Genomic DNA, 18,918 nt, shown 5'->3' with positions numbered 1-18,918 from the left:
CACAAGCAATCAACTTCTGTTGCGTCTTGATCGACGATATGTTGCATCTCGGCCGGTTCATCGACGATTCATTGCAGGAGGCATCAGTGGACACGGTGGACGGCAAGGTCATTAGCTGCCTCCTGCGCAACGCCCGGGCCACCCTCGCCGAGATCGGCACCGAGGTCGGGCTCTCCGCGCCCGCGGTCAAGCGGCGCATCGACCGGCTCGTCGCCAGCGGTGCGATCCGCGGCTTCACCGCGCAGATCGATCCCGACGTCCTCGGCTGGCAGACCGAGGCCTACGTCGAGCTGTACTGCAAGGGCACCGTGTCACCGGAGGACCTACGGCGCAGTCTCGAGTTGGTGCCGGAGGTCGTGGGCGCGGTGACCGTCTCCGGTGACGCCGACGCGCTGGTGCACATGCTCGCCTCCGACGTCAAGCAGCTCGAGCGGGCACTCGAGCGCATCCGCGACGAGCCCAACGTCGACCACACCCGGAGCGTCATCGTGCTCTCCCGGCTGATCGACCGGCCGCGCGCCTGACCTCCACCCGGTCGGATGGGCCGGTGCCCAGCGCTTCCAGCTCGCCCACGTCGACGTCGCGGACGACGTCCGGCTGAGGGTCGCTCCGGCGGCGACGAACTCGAGGAGCTCGGCGGCGACCCACGGCTGATCTGGCAGTCCTGGACGACGGACCCGCGCGGCGGCGTCCCGATCGACAGCGGCCGCCACGTGGCGGAGGAGGCGCCGGAGGAGCTGGTCAGCGCCCCGGTCCCGGTCCTGCGGATGTGATCTTGGCGCGTCCCCGGGGTAAGGCCGCCCGGAACGACCCGAGAGGAGAGGTCATGCCGAAGACGACCAAGAGCGGCAGCGCCAAGCTGTCCGAGCTGCCGAGCACCCTCCGTCGCTCGCCGAAGAAGGCGCAGCGCACGTTCGCGAAGGCCCACGACTCCGCGGCCGAGGAGTACGGCGACGAGAAGCGCGCCAACCAGGTCGCCTGGGCGGCGGTGAAGCACTCGTTCGAGAAGGTCGGCGACCGGTGGGCGAAGAAGGAGGGCGGGAAGAAGGGCCCTTCCGACGCCCAGGCCGCCGGTGGCCGGAACACCGACCGGAAGACCAAGGGTGGGGTCGACGCCAACGCGACCAAGGACCACCTGCTCAAGCTGGCCAAGAAACTCGACATCTCTGGCCGCTCGTCGATGAAGAAGAAGCAGCTGGTCGACGCGATCCAGAAGGCGAACACCAAGAAGACCGCCGACGCCCGCAAGAAGAAGTAGGTGGAGTGGCTGGGGCGCGGAAACCGCGCCCCGCCACTCCGCTCAGACGAGGATCAACTCGGTCTGCCGGCCGTCGAGGAACTCCACCGCGTCGGCGGTCAGCGCGATGCCCTCCTCGAGTCCGATCCGCACGCACTGCCCGCCCCACTCGGGCACCGGCCGGCGCACCGCCAGCTCCAGCGCGTAGACGGTGTCGCCGTGGACCGGGTAGTCGCCCGGGCCGGGGACGCCGTCCTGCTGGTCCCACTGACCGATGGCCGGGCCGGCGCCGTGCCCGTGGAAGCCGACCGGGTGGGAGTAGACGTCGCCGTCGATGCCGTGGTCCGCGGCGGCCGCCCGGGCAGCGGCGAGCACCTGGTTGCCCGTGCTGCCGATCCGCAGCGCCTCGACGGTCAGGTCCTGCAGGAGGTTGCCGGCCGACAGCGCCTCCTGCAGCCCGCACGGCGCCTTCGACTCACCGTCCCGCAGCACGTAGCCGTTGCGCTGGGTGTCGGTCCGCAGTCCGAGGCTGGACAGCCCCAGGTCGCAGTGCACCAGGTCGCCCGGCCGGACGGGGGAGTCGTACGGGACGGCGGGCAGCAGCGTGCCGCGCTCCTCGACGAGCGGCACGCCGGCCCGCTGGAGCGTCACCGTCGGGTGGAACCACGGCTCGACGCCGAGGTCGTGCAGGCGCTGTCGGATCCACCAGGCGAGGTCGAGCGCCGTCGTCGTCCCCACGGTGATCGTCTCGCGGCTGAAGGCCTCGTCGATCACCTCGTGCGCCAGCCGGTTGAGGGCGTGCAGCGCGCCGATCTCCTCCGCCAGCCGGGTCTCGAGCCAGCCGACGGCCAGCTGCTCGGCCGAGACCAGCCGCTCGGCGTAGGGGCCCAGCGACTCGGTCAGCAGCCGGTGCTCGGTGTGCGACAGGCCGTCGGCCAGCGCGAAGCGCGACGAGACGTCCACGCCGATGCGCCGCGGGTCGGCCTGCTCGACGAACCGGCGCACCGCCTGCCACTCGTCCGGCTCGTCGGTCCAGGCCGGCAGGAACTGGCCGACGGGGTAGCGCGAGACGGCCGCGGCGGTCACGCCGTCGTCGCTGCGGTGCAGCACCAGGACGGTGCGCCGCCGCGCCGACAGCCACGTGGCGGGCAGCAGCGTGGCCAGCACCGGGTCCTCGTTGTACTCGCGGCCGATGACCAGCCACAGGTCGATGCCCGTGCGGTCCATCAGGCCGGGCAGGACGTCGAGGAGGCGCTGGGTCAGCCACCGGTCGCGGACGTCGGCCTGCTCCCGGAGCGGGAGCGGCACGGTCCGCGTGGGATCCGGCGCCGCCAGCGTCATGCCGACAGCGAAGCAGAAGAAGGACCTGCCCGCTCCCTGTCAGCCGACGTCGGTGGCCGCGGCCGGGTCGTTCTCGCCCGGCAGCGGTGCCCGCGCGCGGGGCACCCACATCGAGGCCACCCGGTCGCGTCCCTGTTGCTTGGCCTCGTACATCGCGGCGTCGGCGCGGTCGACCAGACGCCACAGCGCGTCGGCGGCGTCCTCGCCGTCCACCGGCCGGGTCAGGGCGATGCCGATGGAGGCGGTCACGCCGTGGCCGTCGGGGGTCCGGCTTCCGGAGACCGCCGTCCGGAGGCGCTCGGCCAGGTGGGCGGCCTCGTCGGGATCGGCCACCAGACCGAGGACGACGAGCTCCTCGCCGCCGGTGCGCGCCAGGACGTCGGCGGGGCGCACCGTGGCGGTCAACGAGCCCGAGACCGCCCGCAGGACGGCGTCCCCGGCGGCGTGGCCGTGCGCGTCGTTGAGCCGCTTGAAGTGGTCGAGGTCGAGCACCATCGCGGCGACGCGGGTCCCGTCGCGGCGTGCCTGACGCCACATGCGGGGCGCCTGCTCGACCAGGTAGCGCCGGTTGAACAGGCCGGTGAGCGGGTCGAGGTGGGACAGGGTCTGGGTCTCGGAGAGCAGCCGCTCGATCCTGCGGCGCAGGACGAACACGCCGCCGGCGCAGGCGTTGAGCATGCCGGCGCTGACGCCGACCTGGACGCCGAGCCCGACCGCGTCGTCGTGGCTCGGCCAGAGCGCGGCCAGGCACACCCCGGTGGTGACGAGCATGTTGACGCCGAGCTCCCACCTGCCCAGGAACCAGGCGGCCACGAATGCCGGGAACAGCAGCATCAGGGGTGTCGCGAAGCGCAACGGATCGACGGTGCAGTACGCGACGACGAGGTAGATGAGGTCGCCGAGCAGCACCAGGCCGAAGGTGTGCCGGGGGCTCACCCGGCCGCGGACGACCAGCGGGATCGCCGCGAGGACGCAGAAGGCCATCGCGGTCGCGTAGACCCACTCGCGGACCCCGGGCAGGAGCACCCCGGGGAGGAACAGGTTCACCGAGCCCATCAGCCCGCCGAGCACGAGCAGGGCCGCGAGCGTCCGGGCGGCGACGGGGTGATCGGTGCCCCGGAGCGTCGACGTCACGGACGTCCACGCGCGGGCGTCGCCTTGTGGCCGCAGCCGTCCGATCACCGCAGCAGGATGCCGCACTCCGCCGGTTCTGTGACCCACTTCCGCGGTTCTGTGACCTGCTCGACTCCGGCCATCCTCCCGCGCACGCGTGCCTCCCGCCCCCTGTGACGACCTGCCAGGGTGGCGCGCATGTCGCATGTGGACCCCGCCCTGGTCGACGTCCGCCGCCTCGCCGATCACCCGCTGGTCTCCAACGGCCGGACGAGCAAGCTGCGCATGGTCGCGCCGGGTGCGGTGACCGCGGGCCGATACGGGCTGGTCGAGTACCACGTCGCGCCGCACAGCCCGGGGGCGGCGCCGCACTACCACCAGACGTTCTCCGAGGCCTTTTTCGTGCTGTCCGGCCGGCTGACCGTCTACCACGCGGGAGCGTGGGACCCTGTCGGCCCGGGCGACTTCGCGCTGGTGCACGAGGGCGGGGCCCATGGCTTCCGCAACGACGGGGACGAGTGGGCCTCCTTCCTCATCCTCTTCGCACCCGGCATCGCCCGCGAGAACTTCTTCCTCGAGATGGCCGAGCTGCGACGCAGTGGCCGGACCCTCACGCCCGAGGAGATGACGGCCTTCTACGCCCGGCACGACCAGGTGATGGTCGACCCCTGAGCAGCGGTGGTGCGTCGGTGACAGGGTGGGGAGGAACGACCCCGACGCGCGAGGAGGCTGCTGATGTCCGGTGGACCCTGGTTCTTCTGTCTGAAGCACCACACCGTCGAGCCCCGGGACGGCTGCGCCGAACGGCACCGGCTCGGGCCGTACGACACCCGCGAGGCGGCCGAGCACGCGCTGCAGTCGGTGCGCGAGCGGGAGGAGCGGCTCACCGCCGAGGACCGGAAGTGGGAGGACGACTGATCGCCGTCCCCGGGTGAGCGGCCTCCCGAGCCGGCCCGGCATGATCGGTTCGACACGCCGGGCAGTCCGGCACAGGCGGAGGGGGAGAGCGTGACCGACCGCGCGGTGGAGGACCTGGTCGTGGGGGTGCTGGGCGGTACCGGCCCCCAGGGACGCGGACTGGCCGTCCGGCTGGCCGCCGTGGGCCAGCGGATCCTGCTGGGGTCGCGGGACGCCGACCGCGCCTCGGAGGTGGCCACCCAGGTGGCGGCCCGCGCCACGGAGGCCTCCGGCGGGGCCGAGGTGTCGGTGCGGGGCGGCTCCAACGTCGACGTCGCCGGCGCCGCGGACCTCGTGATCGTCGCCGTCCCGTTCGCCGGGCACGCCGCGACGCTGGCCGAGCTGGCCACACCGCTCGCCGGCAAGATCGTGGTCGACTGCGTCGTCCCCATGGGCTTCGACGAGCTGGGGGCCTACGTCCTGGACGTCGAGGAGGGCAGCGTCGCGCAGCAGGCTGCCGCCCTGCTGCCGGACTCGCACGTGGTCGGCGCGTTCCACCACCTGTCGGCGGTGCTGCTCGAGGACCTCTCCCGGCCGACGCTGGACGGGGACGTGATGGTGGTCGGCGACGATCGTCCCTCGATGGACACGGTGCAGGCGCTCGCCGGCCGGCTCCCCGGCATGCGCGGCATCTACTCCGGCCGGTTGCGCAACGCCCGCCAGGTCGAGGCGCTCACGGTGAACCTCGTCTCGGTGAACCGCCGGTACAAGGTGCACGCCGGCATCCGTGTCACCGACGTCTGAACTCCGCGACGACCAGGGGCAGCCGTTCGGCGACCACCCGCCGCGGCGGGTGGTCAGCCTGGTCCCCTCGCTGACCGAGGCGATCGCCGCCACGGACGCCGGCCTGCTCGTCGGCGCCACCGACTGGTGCACGCATCCGGCGCGTCTGGACGTGGTCCGGGTCGGCGGCACGAAGTGGCCGGACGTCGACCGCGTCGTCGAGCTGCGGCCGGACCTGGTGGTCGCCAACGCCGAGGAGAACCGCGACGAGGACGTCGTCGTGCTGCGCTCCGCCGGCATCCCGGTGTGGATGACCGCCCCCGCGACCGTCGACCAGGCACTGGATTCGCTCGGCCGGCTGTGCGCCGTGCTGGGCCACCCGGACCCGACGTGGCTCGCCGAGGCCCGCGCCGCGTGGGCCGATCCGCCGCAGGCCGGGCCGCTCATGGCCGTCGTGCCGATCTGGCGGCGTCCCTGGATGGTGCTGGGCCGCGACACCTTCGCCGGCGACGTGCTGCGCCGGCTGGGTGTCCGGAACGTGTACGCCGGATCCGGTGACCGCTACCCGAAGCTCCGTGCCGAGGAGCCGGCGGAGGTGCAGGTGGACCTGGTCGTCCTCCCCGACGAGCCCTACCCGTTCACACCCGAGGACGGACCGGAGGCCTGGCCGCGGGCGCGAGCGGCGTTCGTCAGCGGCCGGCACCTCACCTGGTACGGCCCCTCCCTGGTCGAGGCTCCGGAGCTGCTGGTACGGCAGTTGCGCGGGTAGGTGCCCGGGCTGCTGCCACACTGGAGCCGTGGTGCTGGCCTCCGCGGTGGCCCTCCTGCACGCGGCCACCGTCGTCTTCATGCTGACCGGCTCCCTGCTGGCCCTGCGGTGGCCGCGGGTCCTGTGGCTGCACGTGCCCGTGGCGCTGGCGATCCTCGGCCTGTACCTGACGAACTCCGACTGCCCGCTGACCACGTGGGAGCTGTACCTGCGGGAGCAGGCCGGCGAACCGGGCTACCGCGGCGGCTTCATCGGCCACTACATCACCGAGCCGCTGGGCTTCCCGATCGAGGCGACGTCCACCCAGGTGGGCATCTACCTGACCGCCCTCCTGCCGAACGTAGTCGGCTACGGCCTGCTCGCCGGCCGCCACCTCACCGCGCCAGCGCGGCGAGCGGCTCCACCAGCTCCGCCGGTGCCGGCATCGCCGCGATCTCGCCGGCCACCTCACCGGCCGACTGCCTGAGCCCGCGGTCCTGCACCAGGCGCTCGAGGACCGTGGCGGTGATGTCCTGGGCCGGCACCGCGAGCCCGGCGCCGCGGGCCGCGACCAGCCGCGCGTGCAGCGCCCGGTCGCCGGCACCGGGCACGACCAGCAGCGGAACCCCGGCGGCGAGCGCGGTCATCACCGTGCCGGCCCCGCCGTGGGTGACCACGCCCGCGACGTGCGGCATGACCGCGGCGAACGGCACCCAGTCGGTGGTCGTCACGTTCGGCGGCAGGGCCCGCCGCGACACCGCCCGGTCGGGCCGCACCAGGACGACCCGGACGTCGGCGTCCTCGGCCGCTTCGACCACCCGCGACATCATCCGGTCGGGACGCGGGTCGTCGACGGTCGAGCGGCTGACCAGCACGGCCGGCCGGCCGTCGTCCAGGCCGAGGCCGCCGGGGACCTCGCCTCCCGCCGGGGCCGGCACGTAACGCATGAGCCGGCCGCGGCGTTCGCCGGCCAGACTCGGCGGGATGGCCACCACGGCGTCGGCAGGGTAGGGGATCGTCTGGACGTCGAGCCGCCGGGCGAGGCCGTCGAGGCGGGAGCTCACCGCGGCGTAGAGCTGGCCCCCGTCGTAGATCAGGGCGTCGACCAGGACCGACGGCACCCCGCGGCGGCCCGCTGCCAGAGCACCGGCCGGCATGAGCCCCTCGTGCAGGACGAGGTCGGGCCGCCACTCCTCGGCGAGGGACACGACACCGCCGGCCATCCGGGCGTTGACGGCGGCGAACAGCCACCCGACGCCCTCGGTGCCCTCGTCCCCGCGCGCCATGCGGCCGACGTGCACGGGGTGGCGCACCAGCGCCCCGAGACCGATCCGCTGCATGTTCAGGCCGGGGGCGACGTCCCGCACCGGGAGACCGGCCCTGCGCGCGGCTTGGATCCCGTCGGCCGCGGTGGCCACGACGACGTCGTGACCGGCGTCGCGGAACGCGCCCGCCAGCGCCGTCAACGGCAGGACGTGCCCGACCATCGGACCGGCGACGAAGAGCGCCCGCATGCGCCCAGGCTGGCCCGGTCGTTCCCGTCCGACAAGGGAGTTGGGTGCGGTCAGGCGCTACTCGAACGAGTGCTCCGGGCCGGGGAAGCTGCCGCTGCGGACGTCGTCGGCGTACTCCCTCGTCGCGCGGAGCAGCTCGGCCCGCAGGTCGGCGTACTTCTTGACGAACCGCGGCACCTTGCCGCCGGTGTAGCCGGCCATGTCCGGCCAGACCAGGACCTGGGCGTCGCAGTCGACGCCCGCCCCGATGCCGATGGTCGGGATCGCCAGCTCCTTGGTGACCTGGCCGGCGATCTCGGCGGGGACCATCTCCAGGACGACGGCGAACGCGCCGGCCTCCTGCACGGCGTGTGCGTCGGCCAGCAGCTTCTCCGCGCCGGCGTCGCCGCGGCCCTGCACCCGGAAGCCGCCGAGAGCGTGCTCGCTCTGCGGCGTGAAGCCGATGTGCGCCATGACCGGGATGCCGGCCTCGACGATCTTCTGGATCTGCGGGGCGACGCGGACGCCGCCCTCGAGCTTGACCGCAGCGGCGCCGCCCTCCTTCATCAGCCGGAAGGCCGTGGCCAGCGCCTGGTCGGGGCCGGCCTCGTAGCTGCCGAACGGCATGTCGGCGACGACGAGGGTGCGCGTGGTCGAGCGGGTGACCGCCTTGGTCATCAGCAGGATGTCGTCGACCGTCACCGGCACCGTGCTGCTGTGCCCGAGCACGACGTTGCCCGCCGAGTCGCCGACGAGCAGCACCGGGATGCCGGCCTCCTCGAACACCGACGCGCTCACCGTGTCGTAGGCGGTGAGCATCGCCCACTTCTCGCCGCGTTCCTTGGCCTGCTGCAGGTGGTGCACGCGGACCCGGGCGGACGACGTCCCCCCGTAGACGACCGACTCGGTCATGCTTGCGCTCCTTCGCGGACCGTGGGCAGCGTCTCCCGCCACCGGTTGGTGATCGGCAGCCGCCGGTCACGTCCGAACGCCTTGAGGCTGATCTTCGTTCCGGGCGCCGACTGCCGGCGCTTGAACTCCGCCGCGTCGACCAGGCGCAGCACCCGCGCGACGGTCTCGGCGTCGTGGCCCCGCTCCAGCAGCTGCGCCATGCCGAGGTCCCCGTCGACGTAGTCGGCGATGATCGCGTCCAGCTCGTCGTAGGACGGCAGCGAGTCGGTGTCGACCTGGCCGGGCGCCAGCTCCGCCGACGGCGGCTTGTCGATGCAGTGCTGGGGGATCGGCTCGACCTCCCCGCGCCGGCGCGCCTGGTCGTTGCGCCACCGGGCCAGCTCCCACACCAGCGTCTTCGGGACGTCCTTGATCGGGCCGAACCCGCCCGCGGAGTCGCCGTAGAGCGTCGAGTAGCCGACGGCGACCTCGCTCTTGTTGCCGGTGGTCAGCAGCAGGTGCCCGTGCTGGTTGGACAGCCCCATGAGCAGCGTGCCGCGGACGCGGGCCTGCAGGTTCTCCGCGGCGACGCCGGTCAGCTCCACCGACGAGTGGTAGGCGTCGACCATCGGCGCGATCGGCACGACCGAGTAGTGCAGGCCGACCCGCTCGGCCAGCTCCTGGGCATCGCTGAGCGAGTGGGCGCTGGAGTGCACCGACGGCATGCCCACGCCGTGCACGCGGTCGGGGCCGAGCGCGTCGGCGGCGATGACCGCCACGACCGCGGAGTCGATGCCGCCGGAGAGGCCGAGCACGACCGAGGGCATGCCGTTCTTGTCGATGAAGTCCTTGAGGCCGAGGACGAGCGCGCGCCAGACCTCCTCGCAGTCGGTCAGGGGCTGGGCGACCGTGCCGGGGCGCGCCTCGAACGCGGGCACGGGGTCCTCGGAGAGCACGTGCCGGGTCACCGTCATCGGACCGATGCGGCCGTCCCTGCGCTCGGGGACCGCCGACGGATCGATGGCCAGGTCGACGGTCAGCAAGTGCTCGACGAACTGCGGTGCCCGGGCGAGCAGGTCACCGGTCGGCGAGACGGCCAGCGAATCGCCGTCGAAGACCAGCTCGTCCTGGCCGCCGACCTGGTTGCAGTACAGGATCGTGGCCCGCGCCTCGGCGGCCCGCCGGCGGACCAGGGGCAGCCGCAGGTCGTCCTTGGCCCGCTCGTAGGGGGATGCGTTGGGAGAGACGACCAGGTCGACCCCGGCCTGCCCGGCCACGCCGCACGGCCCGCCCTCGACCCACAGGTCCTCGCAGATGGTCAGCGCGACGTCCACCCCGCGGAAGCGCACGACCGGCAGCTCGGTGCCGGGCACGAAGTAGCGGGCCTCGTCGAAGACGCCGTAGTTGGGCAGGTGCCGCTTGAAGTACCGGGTCACGACCTGCCCCCCGTGCAGCAGGGCGGCGGCGTTGCGGGGCGCGCCGCGGCGGGGATTGGCGTCGCCGGGCCGGTCGGCGTCGTCCTTCGGCGGGTGGTCCACCTGAGCCGGCCCGGCGCCCTCGGTGTGTGCCAGGTAGCCCACCACGACCGCGATCTCGCCCAGCCCGTCGTCGGCCAGCCGCGCCGCCAGGTCGACCAGCGCCTGCTCGCTGGCGGTCGCGAACGACTCGCGCAGCACCAGGTCCTCCGCCGGGTAGCCGGTCAGGGTCATCTCCGGGAACACGACCAGGTGCGCGCCGTCCCCGGCCGCCTTCGCCGCCCACGTGCGCACCAGCTCGGCGTTGCCCGCGATGTCACCGACGCGGGTGTCGATCTGGGCCAGGCCCACGCGCAACTGCACCTGCTGCTGATCGCTCACGGGGCACAGTCTCGTCTCGCCGCCGGTCAGGCGGCCAGACGGGGCCGGAGTGACCGCCGTCACTCCGGACCCTGGATCACGGGCGCCCACCGGCCTAGCGTGGACGGCGTGCCCGAGTGGCTCACCGTCGAGGTCCTCGACGGCGGGGAGCCGGCGTCGGCCTGGCGCCGGGCGTACGAACACGGCCTGGTCGAGGCCGCGATCACCCACGGCGCCCAGTACTGGGAATGGCACGACACCCGCTGGGGCGTCGTCCTGGAGCTGGTGTTCGCGGACGACGACCGGCTCGAGCGCTTCCGCGGACTGCCGGCCGTACGGGCCGCGCTGGACGCCGTGCCGGACCCGGTGGCCGGCCTGCTGGTGTACCGGGGGAGGGGCGGCGGAGCGGGAGTCGGCGTGCCACGCCGGCCCCGGCCGCAGCCGGTGGCAGGCGCGGCAGCGCTGCCCTCGCCGGAGCCCGAGCAGCCGTTCCGGCTGAGCAGCGATCCGGACGAGCGGGACGACGACCCCGACGACCAGCCCGCCGCGATCTGAGCTGTTTCGTCCACGCTTCTTGGTTCTAGAGTGGCCGCGTGGAGCGCGATGCCCGGGTCGCCGCGGTCGCCGCGCTGGCCGAGCCGACCCGCCGTCGCCTCTACCAGCACGTCGCCCGTTCGCCGAACCCGCTCAGCCGGGACGACGTCGCCGGCGCGACGGGAGTGCCTCGGCCCACGGCCGCCTTCCACCTCGACCGGCTCGTCGCCGAGGGCCTGCTCGACGTCCACTACGAGCGCCGCTCGGGGCGCACCGGTCCCGGCGCCGGCCGGCCGGCGAAGCTCTACCGCCGCGCCGAGGGGACGGTCGATGTCTCCCTGCCCGAGCGTCACTACGACCTCGCCGGTGATCTGCTGGCCGGCGCCCTGTCGGAGTCGAGCGAGGCCGGCGGGTCCCCCCGCGAGGTGCTCGACCGGCGGGCCTACGAGCGGGGGCGGGAGCTGGCCTCCGGCGCAGCGCGGGGGCGGGCCGCCGTCCTCGGGGTCCTGGAGACCCACGGCTTCGAGCCGCGCGAGGAGGGCGCGGTGATCTCGCTGGTCAACTGCCCGTTCCACGCGCTGGCACAGGCGCACACCGAGCTCGTCTGCGGCATGAACCTGCGGCTGCTCGCGGGAATGCTGGACGCGGTCGAGGCCGGGCTCGCGGCCCGCCTGGCGCCCGCTCCCGGTCGCTGCTGCGTCGTCCTGGAGCCGGTGGCCGCGACGGGTTGACAGCTGCCCGGCTCGGGACTCTACTACGAGTAAGGGTTCCTCTTAGAAGGAGTCGTGGTGACCGCCGACCTCGTCCTCCATGCGAGCCGGCGCACGCGGGTGCGGCACGCGCGGCGGCCCATCGACCTGCCGGCCGCGCAACGGGCGGTCACCGATCTGCTGCGCGCGTTGGGCCGCGACCCGGCGTCCCCCCACCTGACCGATACCCCCCGCCGGGTCGCCGGCGCCTACGCCGAACTGCTCACCGCGCCGGGCTTCGACCTCACGACGTTCGCCAACGACGAGGGCTACGACGAGCTGGTCCTCGCCGTCGACCTGCCCGTACGGTCCCTGTGCGAGCACCACCTGCTGCCCTTCTCCGGTGTCGCGCACATCGGCTACCTGCCGGGCGACCGCATCCTCGGCCTGTCCAAGCTCGCCCGGGTGCTCGAGCTGTTCGCCCGCGACCTCCAGGTGCAGGAGCGGCTCACCCAGCAGGTGGCCGACTGGCTGCAGGACAACCTCGACCCGCGCGGGGTCGGCGTCGTGGTCGAGGCCGAGCACCTGTGCATGTCGCTGCGCGGGGTGCGGGCGCCGGGGTCGCGGACGATCACCTCAGCGCTGCACGGCCTGCTGCGGGAGGACGCGCGATCACGTCAGGAGTTCTTCGCACTCACCGGCACGGGAGGTCGGTCGCGATGACCACACAGGAACCGTTCGTGATCGTCGGCGGGGGACTCGCCGGCGCGAGGGCCGCCGAGACGCTGCGGGCCGAGGGCTTCGACCGGCCCGTCGTGCTGCTCGCGGATGAGCCCGAGCTGCCCTACGAGCGGCCGCCGCTGTCCAAGGACTACCTCCTCGGCACGGCGCCGCGGGAGAAGGCACAGGTGCACGACGCCGGCTGGTACGCCGAGCAGGACGTCGACCTGCGGACGGGTGTCCGGGCGACGGCGCTCGACGTGGCCGGGCGCAGCCTCACGCTCGGCGACGGGTCCGAGCTCCGCTACGGCGCGGTCCTGCTCGCCACCGGCGCCTCGCCCCGCCGGCTGCCGGTGCTCGGAGCCGACCTGGACGGCGTCCGGTACCTGCGGACGGCAGCCGACGCCGACGAACTGAAGGCCGAGCTCTCCGAGGGCGGCCGCCGCGTGGTGGTCGTGGGCGCCGGGTGGATCGGCCTGGAGGTCGCCGCGGCCGCCCGCCACCACGGCAACGACGTCGTCGTGGTCGAGCCGCAGCCGACCCCGCTGCACGCGGTGCTCGGACCGCAGATGGGCGCCGTCTTCGCCGGTCTGCACCGCGACAACGGCGTGGACCTGCTGACCGGCACCAGCGTCCGCGAGTTCCGTGGGTCGGGAGGCCGGGTCAGCTCCGTGGTCACCGACGGCCACGCCGGCATCCCGGCGGACCTCGTCGTGGTGGGCGTCGGCGTCGTGCCGAACACCCAGGTCGCGGCGGCCGCAGGGGTCGAGGTGGACAACGGCATCGTGGTGAGCGAGGGCCTGCGCGCCGCCGTCCCGGACGTGTTCGCCGCAGGCGACGTCGCGTCGGCGTTCCATCCGCTCTACGGGCGGCACGTGCGCGTGGAGCACTGGGCCAACGCGCTCAACCAGGGGCAGGCCGTGGCACGGTCGATGCTCGGGCAACCCGTCAGCTACGAGCGGGTGCCGTACTTCTTCACCGACCAGTACGACCTGGGCATGGAGTACTCGGGACTGGCCGGGCCCGGCGACACCGTGGTCTGCCGCGGCAGCGTCGACGAGCGGGCGTTCATCGCCTTCTGGCTCGCCGACGGCCGGGTCACGGCGGGCATGAACGTGAACGTGTGGGACGTGACGGGCCCGATCCAGGAGCTGATCCGCACCCGCCGCCAGGTGCCGGTCGCCTCGCTGACCGATCCGGACACCCCGCTGGAGCGGTTGGCGGCCTAGCTCCCCAGCGCGCCGGGGTGGAGCACGTCCCTCGGACGGGGCAGGCTTGGGAGGACGTCACATCCCGGAAACGAGCGGACGCGATCATGCCGAGCATGGACCGACAGCAGGAGTTCGTCCTGCGGACCCTGGAAGAGCGAGACATCCGCTTCGTGCGGCTGTGGTTCACCGACGTCTCGGGCTACCTGAAGGCCGTCGCGGTGGCCCCGGCCGAGATCGAGGCCGCGTTCGCCGAGGGCATCGGCTTCGACGGCTCGGCGATCGAGGGCTTCGCCCGCGTCTACGAGTCGGACATGCTGGCCAAGCCCGACCCCGGCACGTTCCAGGTGATGCCGGCGGCCAAGGGCCAGGCCAGCGACACGGCGAGGATGTTCTGCGACATCACGCTGCCCGACGGGTCACCGGCCTGGGCCGACCCGCGGCACGTGCTGCGCCGCGCCCTGGCCAAGGCCGCCGACATGGGGTTCACCTTCTACACGCACCCGGAGGTCGAGTTCTTCCTGCTGCGCGACCTGCCCGACGACGGGACGCCGCCGCAGCCGGCCGACACCGGCGGCTACTTCGACCTCTCCACGCACAACGTGGCGCACGACTTCCGTCGCGAGGCGGTCTTCGCGCTGGAGGCGATGGGCATCTCGGTGGAGTTCAGCCACCACGAGGTCGCGCCCGGCCAGCAGGAGATCGACCTGCGCTACGCCGACGCCCTGTCGATGGCCGACAACATCATGACGCTGCGGCACGTCGTCCGTGAGGTCGCGCTGGCCCAGGGCGTGCACGCCACCTTCATGCCGAAGCCGTTCACCGAGCTCGCCGGATCGGCGATGCACACGCACCTGTCGCTGTTCGAGGGCGACCGCAACGCCTTCCACGACGCGGCCGACCCGATGCGGCTGTCGACCACCGGCAAGCAGTTCATCGCCGGGCTGCTCACCCACGCCCGCGAGTACACCGCCGTCACCAACCAGACCGTGAACTCCTACCGGCGGCTGCTGGCCGGCACCGAGGCGCCGACCGCGGCGACCTGGGGCCGGGCCAACCGGTCGGCGCTGGTGCGGCTGCCGTCCTACAAGCCGAGCAAGGCCCAGTCGGCGCGCGTCGAGGTGCGGTCACCCGACTCCGCGTGCAACCCGTACCTCACCTTCGCCGTCCTGCTGGCGGCCGGGCTGCGGGGCATCGAGAAGGGCTACGAGCTGCCGCCCGAGGCCGAGGACGACGTCTGGTCGCTGACCGACACCGAGCGGCGCGCGGCCGGGTACGAGGACCTCCCGGTGTCCCTCGGTGAGGCACTGACGGCGATGCAGGGCAGCGAGCTGGTCGCCGAGACCCTCGGCGAGCACGTCTTCGAGTTCTTCCTGCGCAACAAGTGGGAGGAGTTCAACTCCTACCGCCAGAACGTCACGCCCTTCGAGCTGCGCCGCTACCTCCCCGGCCTCTAAGAGCCGAAACCGCGGTTTCGGCTCCTCCCGGGAGGAGCCGAAACCGCGGTTTCGGCTCCTTGATGAGGCGGCAACTAACCTTCGAGGGGTGACCCGCCTGCTCGTCGCCGTCGTGCACCACACCGACCCGGTCGCCCGGCTCGGCGAGTGGCTGGTCGACGCCGGCATGGAGCTCGACGAGCGGCACGTGTACTCCGGCGACGAGCTGCCCGCGGGCCTCGACGAGCACGACGGCCTCGTCGTGCTGGGCGGGCCGCAGTCGGCGCTGGACGACGAGCAGACCAGCCCCGAACTCGCCGGGGTCCGCACGCTCCTGAAGCAGGCGCTCGCCGCCGACTTCCCGACGCTGGCGATCTGCCTCGGCGCCCAGTTGCTGGCCCAGGTCGGCGGAGGACAGGTGCGCGAGGGCGTCGACGGTCCCGAGGTCGGCGCCCTGCTGGTCGCGAAGCGCGACGCTGCGGACAAGGACCCCGTCTTCGGCCCGCTGCCGCTCTCGCCCGACGTGCTGCAGTTCCACCACGACGAGATCTCGCTGCTGCCGACCGGCGCCGTGCTGCTGGCCAGCAGCCCGATGTACGCGAACCAGGCATTCCGGGTCGGCCGGCACGTCTACGGGCTGCAGTTCCACATCGAGACGACGCCGGAGATCGTCCACGAGTGGGCCGAGCGCGACGTCGTCGGCGTCGCCGCCAGCCCGTACGACCGCGAGACGATCTGCCGGCTCTCCGACGAGGCCCACCCCTACATCGAGGAGACGTGGGCCCCGTTCGCGGCGCGGTTCGCCGACCTGGTCCGGGCGCACGCCGCCCGCCAGGCGGCCTGACCCCGCCATGACCCTCGCCGAGGAGGAGATCCCGCGCCCTGCCGTGGTGCGGCTGGTCCGGTTCGGGTTCGGGGACGGCGCCCGCGCGGCGCGCCTGCTGTCCGACCCGGCGCTCGGCCTGTGGGACCTCGAGCGCAACGAGCCGGCCGACCCCGAGGCCGGACCGGTCGTCGCGGCGCTGGCCCGGGCGGGGGACCCCGACCTCGCCGTCCGCTCGCTGCACCGCCTGGTCGAGGCGCTGGACGCCTCGGATGCCTCCGGCGCAGCCGCCGCCGCACTGCTCGCGGGCCTGCGCGGATCGGGTCTGCTGCGCAGCCGGCTGCTGGCGGTGCTCGGCGCCAGCTCCGGTCTGGCCGACCACCTGGCCGCCCACCCCGGCGACTGGACGGTGCTGGACGACGACGGCGACGGCAACGCCCGCGGCACCGACGGGCCCAGCGCCGAGGAGCTGCGCCGCGACATGCTGACCGCGGTCGGCGCCGACCCCGACGATCCGCCGTGGGGCCTGCGCCTCGGCAAGGCGGCGCCCGACGCCACGCCGCAGCGCATCGGCGCCCTGCGCGAGGCGTACCGCCGGGCGATCCTCTCGCTGGCCGGGCGCGATCTGGGTGACGGCCTCCCCGCCGACGCCGTGGCCGCCGAACTCGCCGACATCGCCGCCGCGGTGCTCACCGCAGGCATGGCGCTGGCGGTCGCCGAGCAGCCGGCGAACGCCGCGGCGTGCCGGCTGGCGGTGATCGCGCTGGGCAAGACCGGTGGCCGCGAGCTCAACTACGTCAGCGACGTGGACGTCGTCTTCGTGGGGGAGCCGGTCGACCCCAGCGACCCGGAGGCGCCGGCCCTGGCGAGCGCGTCGAAGGTGGCCAGCTCGCTCATGCGGATCTGCCACGCGGCCGCCTGGGAGGTCGACGCCGCGCTCCGGCCGGAGGGCAAGGCGGGCGCACTCGTGCGGACCGTCGCCGGGCACGAGGCCTACTACCGGCAGTGGGCGGACACGTGGGAGTTCCAGGCCCTGCTGAAGATGCGGCCGGTCGCCGGCGACCCCGATCTCGGTCGGGCCTACGTCGACGCGCTGTGGCCGATGGTCTGGACGGCGGGGGACCGGCCCGGGTTCGTCGCCGAGGTGCAGGCCATGCGCCGCCGGGTCGAGGCGCACATCCCGCCCGCGCAGGCCGACCGGGAACTCAAGCTCGGCCGCGGCGGCCTGCGCGACGTCGAGTTCGCCGTCCAGCTGCTGCAGATGGTGCACGGCCGGGCCGATCCGTCGCTGCGGCTGGGCGGCACGCTGCCGGCACTGCAGGCCCTGTCGGCCGGCGGCTACGTCGGACGGGAGGACGCCGCGACACTGATCGCCTCGTACCGGTTCCTCCGCACCGTCGAGCACCGGCTGCAACTGCTGCGCCTCCGCCGCACCCACCTGCTGCCCACCGACGAGCAGCAGCTGCGCTGGCTCGCCCGGTCGCTGGGCTACAAGCCCGACCACCGGGGCGAGGCCGTCGACGTCCTGGACGCCGAGCTGAGCCTGCACACCCGGGAGGTCCGGCGGCTGCACGAGAAGCTCTTCTACCGCCCGTTGCTCTCCGCCGTGGCACGCGTGCCGGGGGAGCACCTGCAGCTGAACTCGAAGGCGGCCGGCGACTGGCTGCGGGCGCTCGGCTTCGTCGACCCGGAGGGTGCCCTCCGCCACCTCGGAGCGCTGACCACCGGCGTGTCCCGCTCGGCGTCCATGCAGAAGTACCTGCTGCCGGTGCTGCTGCAGACCTTCGCCTCCTGCCCCAACCCCGACGCCGGTGTGCTGGCCTACCGGCAGGTCAGCGAGGCACTGGGCGGCAATCAGTGGTTCCTGCGGCTGCTCCGTGACGAGGGCCAGGTCACCGAGCGGCTGGCGCAGCTCCTCGGCTCGAGCCAGTACGTCGCCGCACTGCTCACCCGCACCCCCGAGGCGCTGCGGCTGCTCGCCGACGACGCGGAACTGGAGCCGCGCAGTGCCCGCACCCTCGCCGGCGCGTGGCGGCAGGCCGCCGGCCGGGCACCCGATCCGCAAGCCGGCATCCAGGTGCTCCGCGGGCTGCGGCGGCAGGAGCTCCTGCGGGTGGCCTGCGCGGACCTGCTGGGCCGGCTGGACGTCGTCCGGCTGGGACGTGCGCTCACCGACATCGCCGTCGCCACGCTCCAGGTCGGCCTGGACGTCGCGGAGCGGGCGTACGCGATCGAGGCCGGTCTCGACGTGGCCGACGTACCTGCCGACGTGGCCGTCATCGGCATGGGCCGCCTCGGTGGTGGCGAGATGGGCTTCGGTTCCGACGCGGACGTCCTGTTCGTGCACCGGCCGCGGGCAGGCGCCGACGAGTCCAGGGCCGCCGCGGCGGGCAACGCGATCGCGCACACGCTGCGGCGGCTGCTCGGCGAGCCGGCGCCCGACCCGGCGTTCGAGATCGACGCGGACCTGCGCCCCGAGGGCAAGAAGGGCGCCCTCTCGCGCAGCCTCGACGCGTTCCGCGAGTACTACGCGCGGTGGGTCGACGTCTGGGAGGTGCAGGCGCTGCTGCGCGCGGTGCCGGTCGCCGGGAACGAGCAGCTGGGGGCCGACTTCGTCGCGCTGATCGACCCGCTCCGCTACCCGGCCGACGGACTCACCGACGGGCAGGTCGCGGAGATCCGCCGGATCAAGGCCCGGGTCGAACGCGAGCGGCTGCCGCGGGGCGCGGACCCGGCGACGCACACCAAGCTCGGCAGGGGCGGGCTGGCCGACGTCGAGTGGACCGTCCAGCTCCTCCAGCTCGAGCACGCGTCGCGGACGCCGGTGCTGCGCGCGTCCGCGACCGTCGAGGCACTGCACGCCCTCGGCGACGCCGGTCTGCTGGACGCCGCCCACGTCGACGCCCTGCGGTCGGCCTGGGAGCTGGCGACCCGTGCGCGCAACGCGATCTTCCTGGTCCGCGGGCGGCCGAGCGACCAGCTCCCGCGGCCGGGCACCGAGCTGGTCGGGGTCGCGCGGGCCTGCGGCTACGGCCCTGATCAGGACCCCGGGCAGTTCCTCGACGACTACCGACGGATCACCCGGCGCGCCCGGTCGGTGGTCGACGAGGTGTTCTACGGCCACCCCACGCCCTGACGGGTACGCGGCCGGCCCCCTCACCCGTCCGGGG

General features: G+C 73.7%; 19 protein-coding genes. 14 read left to right on the top strand and 5 right to left on the bottom strand.

Translation table 11 applies throughout. The features are described 5' to 3' along the window. Positions 1 to 86: 86 nt before the first annotated feature. Together MVA48_RS06870 and MVA48_RS06865 are read left to right on the top strand one after the other, a co-directional pair. Entirely contained in the window at positions 87 to 524 is a 438-nt protein-coding gene (locus MVA48_RS06870; protein WP_246987190.1) for an Lrp/AsnC family transcriptional regulator, read from the top strand. A 302-nt stretch (positions 525 to 826) separates the two neighbouring features. After that, on the top strand, positions 827 to 1,258 hold the full coding sequence (locus MVA48_RS06865; RefSeq protein WP_246987188.1) for a ChaB family protein: 432 nt from the start codon (positions 827 to 829) through the stop codon (positions 1,256 to 1,258). A 42-nt stretch (positions 1,259 to 1,300) separates the two neighbouring features. Here the strand turns inward: MVA48_RS06865 and MVA48_RS06860 are convergent, their stop codons facing one another. Next, the gene (locus MVA48_RS06860; protein ID WP_246987186.1) at positions 1,301 to 2,578 is read right to left on the bottom strand and encodes a M24 family metallopeptidase; all 1,278 of its coding nucleotides are present in this window, start codon (positions 2,576 to 2,578) and stop codon (positions 1,301 to 1,303) included. A gap of 39 nt (positions 2,579 to 2,617) precedes the next feature. Beyond that, complete coding sequence (locus MVA48_RS06855) at positions 2,618 to 3,712, bottom strand: GGDEF domain-containing protein (RefSeq protein WP_246987184.1); 1,095 nt, start codon at positions 3,710 to 3,712, stop codon at positions 2,618 to 2,620. Between the two features lie 177 nt (positions 3,713 to 3,889). On the opposite strand from MVA48_RS06855, the gene MVA48_RS06850 reads away from it, so the two are divergent. From MVA48_RS06850 to MVA48_RS06830, 5 genes are all read left to right on the top strand, one after another. Continuing rightward, the gene (locus MVA48_RS06850) at positions 3,890 to 4,363 is read left to right on the top strand and encodes a cupin domain-containing protein (RefSeq protein ID WP_246987182.1); all 474 of its coding nucleotides are present in this window, start codon (positions 3,890 to 3,892) and stop codon (positions 4,361 to 4,363) included. A gap of 63 nt (positions 4,364 to 4,426) precedes the next feature. After that, entirely contained in the window at positions 4,427 to 4,609 is a 183-nt protein-coding gene (locus MVA48_RS06845) for a hypothetical protein (protein ID WP_246987180.1), read from the top strand. A gap of 90 nt (positions 4,610 to 4,699) precedes the next feature. Continuing rightward, positions 4,700 to 5,392 carry an NADPH-dependent F420 reductase gene (npdG, locus tag MVA48_RS06840; RefSeq protein ID WP_246987178.1) on the top strand — a complete coding sequence of 231 codons (693 nt, stop codon included), beginning with the start codon at positions 4,700 to 4,702 and terminating at the stop codon, positions 5,390 to 5,392. Then, a complete protein-coding gene (locus tag MVA48_RS06835; protein WP_246987176.1) occupies positions 5,376 to 6,140 on the top strand; it encodes a helical backbone metal receptor in 765 nt (254 codons plus the stop codon). The genes npdG and MVA48_RS06835 overlap by 17 nt, the downstream gene beginning before the upstream one ends. A gap of 28 nt (positions 6,141 to 6,168) precedes the next feature. Next, complete coding sequence (locus MVA48_RS06830; RefSeq protein ID WP_246987174.1) at positions 6,169 to 6,606, top strand: DUF2784 domain-containing protein; 438 nt, start codon at positions 6,169 to 6,171, stop codon at positions 6,604 to 6,606. Here MVA48_RS06830 and MVA48_RS06825 read toward each other — a convergent pair. Genes MVA48_RS06825 through MVA48_RS06815 form a run of 3 tightly spaced genes read right to left on the bottom strand, consistent with a single transcriptional unit; the run spans position 6,515 to position 10,359 of the window. Next, a complete protein-coding gene (locus MVA48_RS06825) occupies positions 6,515 to 7,633 on the bottom strand; it encodes a glycosyltransferase (RefSeq protein WP_246987172.1) in 1,119 nt (372 codons plus the stop codon). The genes MVA48_RS06830 and MVA48_RS06825 overlap by 92 nt on opposite strands. 57 nt (positions 7,634 to 7,690) lie before the next feature. Next, complete coding sequence (panB, locus tag MVA48_RS06820; RefSeq protein ID WP_246987170.1) at positions 7,691 to 8,524, bottom strand: 3-methyl-2-oxobutanoate hydroxymethyltransferase; 834 nt, start codon at positions 8,522 to 8,524, stop codon at positions 7,691 to 7,693. Further along, a complete protein-coding gene (locus MVA48_RS06815) occupies positions 8,521 to 10,359 on the bottom strand; it encodes an NAD+ synthase (protein ID WP_246987162.1) in 1,839 nt (612 codons plus the stop codon). The genes panB and MVA48_RS06815 overlap by 4 nt, the downstream gene beginning before the upstream one ends. Positions 10,360 to 10,467: 108 nt before the next feature. On the opposite strand from MVA48_RS06815, the gene MVA48_RS06810 reads away from it, so the two are divergent. From MVA48_RS06810 to MVA48_RS06780, 7 genes are all read left to right on the top strand, one after another. Continuing rightward, the gene (locus MVA48_RS06810) at positions 10,468 to 10,893 is read left to right on the top strand and encodes a hypothetical protein (protein WP_246987160.1); all 426 of its coding nucleotides are present in this window, start codon (positions 10,468 to 10,470) and stop codon (positions 10,891 to 10,893) included. A 38-nt stretch (positions 10,894 to 10,931) separates the two neighbouring features. Next, complete coding sequence (locus MVA48_RS06805; protein ID WP_246987158.1) at positions 10,932 to 11,603, top strand: helix-turn-helix transcriptional regulator; 672 nt, start codon at positions 10,932 to 10,934, stop codon at positions 11,601 to 11,603. 57 nt (positions 11,604 to 11,660) lie between these two features. Further along, positions 11,661 to 12,284, top strand: a complete 624-nt coding sequence (gene folE, locus MVA48_RS06800) for a GTP cyclohydrolase I FolE (RefSeq protein ID WP_246987156.1) — start codon at positions 11,661 to 11,663, stop codon at positions 12,282 to 12,284. Continuing rightward, the gene (locus MVA48_RS06795) at positions 12,281 to 13,510 is read left to right on the top strand and encodes an NAD(P)/FAD-dependent oxidoreductase (protein ID WP_246987154.1); all 1,230 of its coding nucleotides are present in this window, start codon (positions 12,281 to 12,283) and stop codon (positions 13,508 to 13,510) included. Before folE ends, MVA48_RS06795 begins: the two co-directional genes overlap by 4 nt. A gap of 95 nt (positions 13,511 to 13,605) precedes the next feature. After that, complete coding sequence (gene glnA / locus MVA48_RS06790; RefSeq protein WP_246987152.1) at positions 13,606 to 14,946, top strand: type I glutamate--ammonia ligase; 1,341 nt, start codon at positions 13,606 to 13,608, stop codon at positions 14,944 to 14,946. A gap of 88 nt (positions 14,947 to 15,034) precedes the next feature. Continuing rightward, entirely contained in the window at positions 15,035 to 15,769 is a 735-nt protein-coding gene (locus MVA48_RS06785) for a type 1 glutamine amidotransferase (RefSeq protein WP_246987141.1), read from the top strand. Positions 15,770 to 15,776: 7 nt separating this feature from the next. Continuing rightward, positions 15,777 to 18,884: a bifunctional [glutamine synthetase] adenylyltransferase/[glutamine synthetase]-adenylyl-L-tyrosine phosphorylase gene (locus MVA48_RS06780; RefSeq protein ID WP_246987139.1), complete on the top strand. Its 3,108-nt coding sequence runs from the start codon at positions 15,777 to 15,779 to the stop codon at positions 18,882 to 18,884. The last annotated feature ends 34 nt before the right edge of the window (positions 18,885 to 18,918 follow it).

The organism is Blastococcus sp. PRF04-17, from assembly GCF_023016265.1.
Taxonomy (GTDB): Bacteria; Actinomycetota; Actinomycetes; order Mycobacteriales; family Geodermatophilaceae; genus Blastococcus_B.
Note: the sequence above shows the minus strand (reverse complement) of the source record. Positions and strands in the feature narration are given on the sequence as shown.